We start from the raw sequence: 6,573 nt of genomic DNA, 5'->3' as shown, positions 1-6,573 counted from the left end.
CAGTCCGGGGTATAAATCATAATTGGCACTGGCTTTACAAGCACCCTGTTGAGTTCTCAAAGAACAACCACACACCAGCCAGAAACCCCACACCGTGAGGCCCCCAACCGGGGCTTTCCGAACCACGTCCCCGCCGCTTTCAGCGCCAGGCACTTTTACTACGTTACCCGCTCGTTTCCGCCGTGTCAAACCGCTATTTCGCGGTTCGTCGTGCTTCACCCGATAACGCGGGCACCATGTCGCCACCGGCTTGCGCCGCTCTCGTCATGGATTCGGCAGGCCGGCCGTCGCGATTTCCCGCGACCCGCCCGGTGCCCTGCCGGCTCGTAACCTTACCCGGTCGGTTTCGCCGCGCCAAATCCGCCTCGCGGCGTTTCTGGTGGCACCTCCCGGTCGAGGCTCCGGTGGGCGTGCCCACCCGACCCTCAGGCCGTTGGCCGGCGCTCCGGCCGCTTCAGGCTTTCGCCTGTTTCGTCCGTTCCGCGCTGGCAGAGAGAAAGTTACGCGTCCGGCGGGATGATCGTCAAATCGGCCGGACGCGTCCCCCGTCACACCGTCGACAGTCGGCTATTCGCCCAGCTCAACGCCAGCGAACGAGCGCTTACCGCGGCGTAGCACCAGGTATCGGCCATGCAGCAGGTCGCTCGGCGACACGGCGGCCTCCACATCGGTCACCCGGTTGTTGTTGACGTAGGCACCACCCTCGGCGATCACCCGGCGGGCCTCCTTCAGGCCGTTGACCAGCCCGGAGTCCCGCAGCAGACCCGCCACATCCGGCAGGTCACCGGAGAGACGGACCAGGCCCGCCTCGGTCAGGGCCGCCCGCAGGGTCTCCGGCGCCAGCTCCTCCAACGAGCCGCGGCCGAAGAGCGCCTGGCTGGCCGCGATCGCCTGTCGGGTCTCGTCGGCGCCGTGCACCAGGGTGGTCAGCTCCTCGGCGAGGGCCCGTTGCGCCAACCGGGCCGCCGGCCGTTCGGCGGTGGCCTTCGCCAACTCCTCCAGCTCGTCACGGGTACGGAAGCTGAAGTACCGCAGGTAGCGGTCCACCTCCCCGTCCTCCACGTTCAACCAGAACTGGTAAAACGCGTACGGGCTGGTCATGGTGGGGTCGAGCCAGACGGCACCACCCTCGGTCTTGCCGAACTTCGTGCCGTCGGACTTGGTGACGAGCGGCGTGGTGAACGCCTGCACCGGCCCCGCTCCCCGTCGGCGTACGTAGTCGACACCGGCGGTGATGTTGCCCCACTGGTCGGAGCCGCCGAACTGGAGCTGACAGCCGTGCCGGCGGTGCAGCTCGAAGAAGTCGTTGGCCTGCAGCAGCTGGTAGCTGAACTCGGTGAAGCTGATGCCGGTCTCCAGGCGGGCCCGCACCACCTCCCGCGCGAGCATTTTGTTGACCGGGAAGTGTTTGCCCACGTCGCGGAGGAACTCGACCACCGACATCTCGCCGGTCCACTCCAGGTTGTTGACCAACTGGGCCGCGTTCTCGCCGGTGTACGACACGAAGGGCGCGAGCTGGTCGCGGATGCGCTCGACCCATCCGGCGATCACGTCGGGCGGGTTTAGGGTCCGCTCGGCGCTCTCCTTCGGGTCACCGATCTGCCCGGTCGCCCCGCCGACGAGCAGCAACGGGCGGTGGCCGGCGAGTTGCAGCCGGCGGGCCATGGTGACTTGCATGAGCGAGCCGACGTGCAGGCTCGCCGCGGTCGGGTCGAAGCCCACGTAGTACGTGGCGGATGCCCCACCGTCGAGCAGCTCGCGCAGCTCGTCGAGGCCGGTCGAGTCCTGTATCAGGCCACGCCAGAGCAGGTCGTCGGTCAGGGAGTCCCGCCCGGTCGGCGGAAGGCTGCTGTCGGTCACGGTCACCGATTCTCCCCCATCGCCGGCACCGACCCGTACCGGGTTTGGCGCAACCCCGCCCCGGCTAGGCTTGCGCCCCGTTGATCGAGGAGGGGTTCGCCGTGGAGATTCCGGATCTGACGGGTGGTTTCGCCGCCCTGCTCGGCCTCAGTTTCGACGAGGCGAGCGCCGACCGGGTGGTCATTCGCTGGCAGGTCCGACCGGAGCTGCACCAGCCGTTCGGGCTCCTGCACGGCGGGGTGTACTGCTCGGTCGTGGAGACCGCGGCCAGCGTCGGGGGCGCCATCTGGCTGGCCGGCCGGGGCACCGTGGTCGGGGTGTCGAACCAGACCGACTTCCTGCGGGCCGTGCGCGACGGCGAGCTGACCGCCGTCGGCACCCCGGTGCACCGGGGCCGCAGCCAGCAGCTCTGGCAGGTGGAGATCACCGACGCGGACGAGCGGCTGGTCGCCCGAGGTCAGGTCCGGTTGCAGAACCTCTCGGCCGCCTGAGCGACGGCGTCCGCCGGACCTGTCAGCTGCGGGCCTCGTCCAGCACCGGCTCCGCGGCCTCGTCGGCGTCGGTGTCGGCCTCCTCGGGGACGCGGCTGAGCCGTACCTCGGTGATGGCCCGGTGGTCGATGCCGGCCACCAGCAGCACCCAGCCGTCGAGGGTGACGTCCTCGCCGGCCACGGTGGGGATGTGCCCGAGCCGGGCCAACACCAACCCGGCGACGGTCGTGTAGTCACCGGCCGGGCGCGACGGCAGCTCCACGCCGATGTCCGGGAGGTCGTGCACCGGGAAGGTGCCCGGCAGCACCAACGCACCGTCGGGGTCGCGCCGCACCGAACGCACATCCCGGTCGGTCTCGTCGTAGATCTCACCGACGATCTCCTCCAGGATGTCCTCGAGCGTCACGATGCCGTCGACCGCGCCGCGCTCGTCCACGACGAGCGCGATGTGCTGGCGCTCGGCCTTGAACTGGCGCAGCGCGTCCACCACCGGCAGCGAGTCGGGCAGCAGCATCGGCGGTCGGGCGATCTCGTCGACCGGGCGGTCGTCGGGCACACCCACCAGGTCACGCAGGTGGATCACCCCGGCGGTGTCGTCCAGGCCGCCGTGGCGCACCACCGGCGCCCGGGAGTGCCCGGTGGCGGCCAGCACGAGCCGCGCGGCCTCCGCGGTGGTGCCACTGTCGAGCGTGAAGACCTGCAACCGGGGTACGAGCACAGCCCGCAACCGCCGGTCGGCGATCTCCACCGCCCCCGCGATGATGGTCCGCTGCTCCTTGGTGAAGCCGTGGTTGCCGGCGACGATGTCGCGCAGCTCGTCCGGGCCGATCTCGTCGGGCTCGTGCTTCGGGTTGAGCCCGAACAGGCGGACGACCAGGTCGCTTGTCGCGCCGAGCGCCCAGACGGCCGGCCGGGTCAGGCTGGCGAGCACGTCGAGCGGGCGGGCCACCAACAGGGCCCACCGCTCGGCGGACTGCATGGCGATCCGCTTGGGGGCCAGCTCGCCGAAGACCAGGGTGACGAAGGTCAGCGCGAGGGTGACCGCCACGATCGCCACCGTCTCGGCGGCGTTGCCGAACACCCCGAGCAGCGGCACCAGGGGCTTGGCGAGGGAGACCGCCGCCGCGGCGGAGGCCAGGAAGCCGGCGAGGGTGATGCCGATCTGGATGGTGGCCAGGAAGCGGTTCGGGTCCTTGGCGAGTCGCGCCAGCACCCGACCGGCCCGGCTGGTGCGCTCCAGCCGCTGGATCTGGCTGTCTCGCAGTGACACCAGCGCCATCTCGCTGCCCGCGAAGAGCGCGTTGATCACGACCAGGACTCCGACCAGGGCCAGTTGGCCCCCGTAGCTCTGCACGCCCGGTTCGCTCCCTCTGCGGTGGTGGCACCGGCCGGTGTGCACGGCACCCGCCGGTCGGCGAGCCCGCCCGGCATAGGCGTTGTAGTTGCCCCGTCCGGCGCCGGCCGAATCCTGCCCCGGGGAGGCTACGCCGAATCGGGCGACGGTGACGCTACGCCGACTGGGGCGACGGTGTCGCTACGCCGACTGGGGCGAAGGTGACGTCGGCAGGTCGAGGACGTACGAGTCGCCCTCGGGGCGGAAGCCGAGCCGGTGGTAGTAGGGGGCGACCATCCGGGGCGGGCTGACCACCCGGTGGAAGCCGCGTTCGGTGAACAGGTGGCTGCGCCGGTAGACGAACTCGCCAGGGGTGAAGTCACGGAACTTCGGGGTCACGTAGTCCAGGTCGATCTGGGCGACGCCGGAAGCCTCGGCGTGCGACAGCACCACCCCGACCACCTCGTCGGCGGTGACCACGAGGAACGCCGAGCGCCCCGGCGCGGTCGGGTCCCAGCGGAAGCCGGGGTTGAACCGGGCGATGTCGGCGGCGTGCACCCGCAGCGTGTGCGCGAGGAACTGGTCGTCGACGCCGACCTCCACCACCTGGTAGGTCTTCTCGTCGTGCCGGGTGGCGAGCATTCCGCGCAGGTACCAGATGTTGATCACCGCGAGCACGACGTTGAGCCCGACCCCGGGCCAGACCTCGATCGCGGCGTTGTAGCCGATCAGCACGAAGCAGCCGACGAGGTTGAGCGCCCGCAGCCGCAGGATGCGCGACTGCAGCAGCGACCAGACCAGCACCGCGGAGCCGGCCCAGCCGACGAGATCCAACCAGTTCACGCCGCGAGACTAGTGCCCGCCCAGGTCAGCGGCGTCGGCGGGCAGCTCCAGGAGCCATTCCTCGACGTCTTCGCCGCGCCCGTTCGCGTACCCCGAGTCTTCACCGACCACCACGAACCCGCACTTGCGGAGCACCGCGAGGGAGGCGGCGTTGTCCTTGGCGGCACGGGCGTGCACCGGCCGGGGCAGCTCGCGCAGCAGGGCGGCCAGGGCCGCCGTGGCGTGCCCCCGGCCCCAGCACGCCGGGTCGATCCAGTAGCTGACCTCGGTCTGGTCGTCGACCGGGAAGGCGCTCACGTAGCCGACCACCGCACCGTCGACCTCGACGGTGCGGACCCGGTTGGCCGGGTTGGTGAGCACCCGGGCCCAGTGTGCGGCGAACTCCCGGCGGTCGGACGGGTCCTTGGGCCCGAACGCGGCCATCCGGTTGGCCTCCGGGTCCTGCTGGTGCAGGAAGAACTCGACGAGGTCGTCCTCGAGGACGGGGCGCAGCAGCACGTCGCGGGTCATCGGACGAGGGTACGCAACGGCGGTGACACCCGGCGGCGGCGCGCACTCAGCCGGCGACGGCGACGACCGCGAGCACGGCGGCCACCACGGAACTCGCCACCGACAGCAGCCGACGCCACGGCGCCCGCGCGTCGACCACCGGCAGGGCACGCCACCGGGTCGCCGCCAGCGCCACCCCCGCCGCGGACAGGCCGGCTCCGACCGGCCACAGCCAGGCCGGCACCACCGACCAGTCCCCCAACCGGTGCCCCAACCCCAGATAGGCGAACGCCCAGACCGCCGCCGCCAGCACCGTCACCTGGTCCAGTCGGCGGCGGCGGGCGGTGCCGAGCAGGGACAGGCCGCCGAGGAAGGTGAAGGCCACCGCGAGACCGGCGCCGATCCAGGGCAGCACCACCGACGCCGCCGAGTCGGCCTGCTTCTGCGGCACCCCGAGCAGCCGCAGCCCGATCGGCTCGACGCCCTTGTCGGTGTTGCCGAGCACCACCACCGCCCGGCCGGTGGCACGTTCGAAGCCGACGTAGGAGCGGAACCCGCCGGTCGCACCGTTGTGCCAGACCACGTCGTGGTCACCGTGTCGGGTGGTGAACCAGCCGTACCCGATGCGGGTGTCGTCGTCCTCGCGGAAACGGGCGGTCGCGGCGTCGGCGCCGGGCGCGGTGCCGGCGAGGGTCGCGGCGAGCAACCTGCCCAGGTCCTCGGCCGTCGACCAGGGGCCAGCTCCGGCCGGGGCGTAACCGGCACCCGTCCACGGGTCGAGTGGTCGGCCGCCGGCCCGGCTGCCGTGGGCGCGGCCGGCCGGCAGGTCGCCGTCGCGGGTGGCGACGACCGTGGCCGTCATGCCGAGCGGGTCGAGCAGCCGTGCCCGCAGCAGATCGGGGTACGCGACGCCGGCTTTCACGGCGAGCGCGTGGCCGAGCACGGACGGCCCCACGTTGGAGTAGTGGACCTCGCCGCGCTTGTCGTCCGGATCGACCCGGTCGGCGGCGCCGCGGATGGTGTCGACGCCCTGCCCGGCGTAGGGGTTGCCGCCGGAGACGTTGGACCAGAGGATGCGTGCCCACCCCAGCGGGGAGCCGGGGGCGAGCCGGGGCAGGCCGGCGCGGTGGCTGGCGAGTTCGGCGAGCGTGACGTCACGGGCGGGGCCGGTCACCTCGGGCCAGGTGACGCCGAGCCGGTCGTCGGGGTGGACGACCCCGGCGGCGATCTGGTCGGCGAGGAGCATGCCGGTGAGCGCCTTGGTGACCGAGCCGATCTCGAACGGGGTGCCCGGTTCGACGGGTCGGCCGGCCGGGTCGCGGTCGCCCAGGCCGGCGGTGCGGATCCGCCCGTTCTCGACCAGGGCGACGGCGAGCCCCCGGTGCCCGGACGGGTCGGGTGCGGCGGACCGGACGGCGGCGGCCAGCTCGCGGTCGCCGGTGGTCTGCGCGCCGAGTCGGGGCGCCCGGGGCATCAGCGCCACCCCGACCAGACCGGCGATCAACGCGACGACGAGGGCGGTGACGGTCGTCCGGCGCATGGTGGCTCCTTCGGAGT

Annotated in this window: 6 protein-coding genes; 1 reads left to right on the top strand and 5 read right to left on the bottom strand. The window is 72.0% G+C overall.

What is annotated here, in order from left to right:
* Positions 1-567: 567 nt before the first annotated feature.
* Positions 568-1,860, bottom strand: a complete 1,293-nt coding sequence (gene tyrS / locus AB0C15_RS23890) for a tyrosine--tRNA ligase (RefSeq protein ID WP_357355326.1) — start codon at positions 1,858-1,860, stop codon at positions 568-570.
* Between the two features lie 83 nt (positions 1,861-1,943).
* On the opposite strand from tyrS, the gene AB0C15_RS23885 reads away from it, so the two are divergent.
* The gene (locus tag AB0C15_RS23885) at positions 1,944-2,351 is read left to right on the top strand and encodes a PaaI family thioesterase (protein ID WP_357355324.1); all 408 of its coding nucleotides are present in this window, start codon (positions 1,944-1,946) and stop codon (positions 2,349-2,351) included.
* 22 nt (positions 2,352-2,373) lie between these two features.
* Here AB0C15_RS23885 and AB0C15_RS23880 read toward each other — a convergent pair whose 3' ends face one another.
* The 4 genes from AB0C15_RS23880 to AB0C15_RS23865 all read right to left on the bottom strand — a co-directional run bounded on the left by AB0C15_RS23880 (position 2,374) and on the right by AB0C15_RS23865 (position 6,556).
* The gene (locus tag AB0C15_RS23880) at positions 2,374-3,705 is read right to left on the bottom strand and encodes a hemolysin family protein (protein ID WP_357355310.1); all 1,332 of its coding nucleotides are present in this window, start codon (positions 3,703-3,705) and stop codon (positions 2,374-2,376) included.
* A gap of 180 nt (positions 3,706-3,885) precedes the next feature.
* Complete coding sequence (locus tag AB0C15_RS23875) at positions 3,886-4,527, bottom strand: hypothetical protein (RefSeq protein ID WP_357355309.1); 642 nt, start codon at positions 4,525-4,527, stop codon at positions 3,886-3,888.
* Positions 4,528-4,536: 9 nt separating this feature from the next.
* The gene (locus AB0C15_RS23870) at positions 4,537-5,037 is read right to left on the bottom strand and encodes a GNAT family N-acetyltransferase (protein WP_357355307.1); all 501 of its coding nucleotides are present in this window, start codon (positions 5,035-5,037) and stop codon (positions 4,537-4,539) included.
* Between the two features lie 46 nt (positions 5,038-5,083).
* A complete protein-coding gene (locus tag AB0C15_RS23865; protein WP_357355305.1) occupies positions 5,084-6,556 on the bottom strand; it encodes a serine hydrolase domain-containing protein in 1,473 nt (490 codons plus the stop codon).
* Positions 6,557-6,573: the final 17 nt, after the last annotated feature.

Origin of the sequence: Micromonospora sp. NPDC048835, assembly GCF_040649995.1 — a bacterium.
In the GTDB taxonomy this organism is placed as follows: domain Bacteria; phylum Actinomycetota; class Actinomycetes; order Mycobacteriales; family Micromonosporaceae; genus Micromonospora.
This window is presented reverse-complemented; position numbering and strand designations above follow the sequence as displayed.

What these genes read in the sequence shown, in the direction of transcription:
- AB0C15_RS23870 (WP_357355307.1), bottom strand. Translation starts at nt 5,037, where the DNA reads ATGACCCGCGACGTGCTGCTGCGCCCCGTCCTCGAGGACGACCTCGTC.
- AB0C15_RS23865 (WP_357355305.1), bottom strand. Translation starts at nt 6,556, where the DNA reads ATGCGCCGGACGACCGTCACCGCCCTCGTCGTCGCGTTGATCGCCGGT.